Raw genomic sequence first — 2998 nt, 5'->3', positions numbered from 1 at the left:
ACTTCAAATTCTGGCAATTCTAGTAACACGGAAAACATTTTTGAATCCTCCTATTAATGTTTTGTTTTGGTGCTAACATTATTGCCAGGAATTCAGAAATGTTTTCCTTTTTTATGCTTTTTCACAAAAAGTGGTGATGAATCTTTATTTTTACTTATAACTGCCATTTTTATTGTTGGCTGTACGGATGCAGAAGATGCATCTATTACAGATGCAGAAACGGATTCACAAGAAGCAGCCACAGTTGAAACGAATAAAAACAGTGATAAAGAAGATTTGGATACAAATGCAGATGATGAAGCGGCAGCAGAGGAAACAGAAGCCGAATCAAAGACTGATCTGTTTGCAGGATATAAACTCATAGAAGTGGATGGCGGGGATTTGTCCGGCTATCGTGAACCTAACGTCGTCGTTGACATCGGTTTTGGCGACCGGGAATATTGGGCGCTTACGAATGAACACGGTCAACTCGTACGTGTCATTGCCGAAGAAATCATTTTGCAAGATGACAGTAAAGAACCGGTATTATCAAATGGCAGATATTACTCAGATGAAGCAAAGGTTCCTGGCGTTGAAAGGGACGATTTAGATGAAGGCCACATCATTGCCGATTCTCTTGGCGGAGTATCCAATGCGTATAATATTACTCCACAAAACAGTACGCTCAACCGACACGGTGATCAAGCTTATATGGAAGATGCGATACGCAAAGCAGGCGGTGCAACAAACTTTGAAGCAATTATCACCTATCCAGATACAGAAACCCAAATTCCTTCAAGTTATCAGTATACGTATACGATAAACGGCAATAAGATTGTCGACAAATTTGACAATGTGAACCCGGATGAAGTAAATGAATCACTCGGTTTAACGAAAAAAGAACCATCAAACAAAACGGGTGATATTTCAAGCATTGATACAGATGGAAATGGACAAGTAACGATTAAAGAAGCAAAAGCAGCAGGATTCAGAATGCCAATTACGCGTGATCATTGGTTATACCCTTATATGGATGACCGGGATAACGACGGAATGGTAGGAGAGTAAGCATCTGGAACTTCGAAGCACCTAGGAGAATGCTCAAATACGTTAAATGTTACAATATCAAAAACATTGGAAGACTGCGTTGAAATAATGTTCTAGATTAATATGATCAAGGGCATGCTAGAGTATAAGGAGTGAAATGAAATGAATGAAATAAAACCCTCTTTAAAAGCAGAAAACATTCTACAGCAGATTGACAGCAATACGAAGCTAGGCGAATTACGAAAAATTGCGAAGGAAATTAAAAAAGATCACGAACTGGCGATGGAACTTTGGTCAACCGGAGAGTTTCTGCCCAGAATTTTAGCCATCTTAATTATGAATAAAAAACTTCTTTCAGAAGAAGTGCTAAATATGCTTGATAGGGATATGCAGTCGCATCCTTCTAAGGAGCGAACTAACCTGATGGATTGGTTAATGGCGAATCATCTTACTAAAAGCAAGAAAACAATTGCATTGATAGAGTCATGGGAAAATAGTCCTTCAGCTCTACAAAGGCGAACTTACTGGTATTATCAGGCACGATTAAGATGGACTGGACAAACACCACCTGATAACACCGAAGAATTGCTGTCTGCAATCGAAGCGAATATCGCCAAGGAAAAACCGGAAGTACAATGGGCGATGAATTTCACTGCAGGCTGGATCGGCGTTTATGATGAAAAGTATCGCGAACGTTGTATGAAAATCGGTGAAAAAACAGGTCTTTACAAAGATGAAATCGTAGCAAAAGGATGTACACCCAACTATTTACCAGAGTTTATTACGATGGAAGTTAACAAACGGCAAAATAAATAGTTTCATTTTATTGATGGTTAACGATGTCCCTTTGCCCACCAGTTTTTAGATGAAAATATTTTTTGCTTGAAAGAGCTGCTAATGTATTGATTCATTAGCAGTTATTTTATTTTAATTAGTCCTAAGCGAATATAATAAGTGAGACTTTCTCTTCCATAAATATTTTTAGAACGGTTACTATTGTCAACTTGTAATTTAATAGGTTGACATTATCGGGGTTTTATTTTAAAATTTAAATCATTATTTAGAAATTTATATGGGGGAGAAAGGATAATGAATGATAGCAGTAAAAGATTAAGAGTATTGTTGAACTGTTCAATTTTTGCAGCGATTACAGCTATTTTGGCACAGGTAGAAATTCCATTGCCGCTTATACCGATTAGCGGGCAAACATTGGCGGTTGGACTGGCGGCAACAATCCTCGGAAGCAGGCAGGGAGCACTTTCCATGGTTTGCTACATGCTGCTTGGAGCAATAGGATTGCCTGTATTTGCAGGATTTAGCGGAGGGCTGCAAGTAATCGTCGGGCCGTCCGGGGGGTATATTATCGGCTTCATTGCAACTGCATTTGTGACAGGTCTTATTCTTGAGAAGACAAAATTCACCATTCCGATGGCACTATTAGCCAATATTGTAGGAATGTTTGTCACCTTATTCTTCGGTACCGTCCATTTGAAATTTGTACTCGATTTAACGTGGGGTGCGGCAATGGCGGCAGGAGTCTATCCATTCCTTGTAGTTGGATTTATTAAAGCATTCTTAGCCAGCTGGATCGGTATTGTAGTAAGACAGCGTTTAGTACAGGCAAATCTGATTCAAGTAAAAGGGGATTCTGCTTAAAGCTGTTAACGACTGGCAGAAGGAATTACAGTGTGCAGTCAAGTTACTAGTCTCTTAAGCTGCTGCTGGTTTAACAAATCAAAAAATCCTTGGCACATGAGTTCATGTCCAGGGATTTTTCTGTGAAAATAAAATTACTTAGCTACCTCACTAAACCATGTGAATAAAATCAAAATCTTTGGATAATAATATTATTAGTCTATATTTGGCAATAGGAAAGCAGAGACACCGTATTTTACGGTTTCTCGTATAACTTTCTGAAAACAGGTCAATAATAATTAATTTGTGAGTAATTCTTTGTAAGGGGCCTTATCGA

Annotated in this window: 3 protein-coding genes; all 3 read left to right on the top strand. The window is 38.5% G+C overall.

Going from position 1 to position 2998, the window contains the following annotated elements:
* The first annotated feature begins 90 nt into the window (after nt 1-90).
* The 3 genes from IEV18_RS16635 (at nt 91) to IEV18_RS16625 (ending at nt 2682) form a co-directional block, all read left to right on the top strand.
* Nucleotides 91-1047 carry a DNA/RNA non-specific endonuclease gene (locus tag IEV18_RS16635; RefSeq protein ID WP_188393477.1) on the top strand — a complete coding sequence of 319 codons (957 nt, stop codon included), beginning with the start codon at nt 91-93 and terminating at the stop codon, nt 1045-1047.
* 141 nt (nt 1048-1188) lie between these two features.
* On the top strand, nt 1189-1842 hold the full coding sequence (locus tag IEV18_RS16630) for a DNA alkylation repair protein (protein WP_188393476.1): 654 nt from the start codon (nt 1189-1191) through the stop codon (nt 1840-1842).
* Nucleotides 1843-2115: 273 nt separating this feature from the next.
* Complete coding sequence (locus IEV18_RS16625; protein ID WP_188393475.1) at nt 2116-2682, top strand: biotin transporter BioY; 567 nt, start codon at nt 2116-2118, stop codon at nt 2680-2682.
* Nucleotides 2683-2998 lie beyond the last annotated feature (316 nt).

The organism is Compostibacillus humi (assembly GCF_014637175.1).
Lineage (GTDB): Bacteria > Bacillota > Bacilli > Bacillales > Amphibacillaceae > Oceanobacillus > Oceanobacillus humi.
The sequence above is the reverse complement of the archived record's forward strand: the minus strand, read 5'-3'. Positions and strand labels throughout refer to the sequence as shown.

What these genes read in the sequence shown, in the direction of transcription:
- IEV18_RS16630 (WP_188393476.1), top strand. Translation starts at nt 1,189, where the DNA reads ATGAATGAAATAAAACCCTCTTTAAAAGCAGAAAACATTCTACAGCAG.
- IEV18_RS16625 (WP_188393475.1), top strand. Translation starts at nt 2,116, where the DNA reads ATGAATGATAGCAGTAAAAGATTAAGAGTATTGTTGAACTGTTCAATT.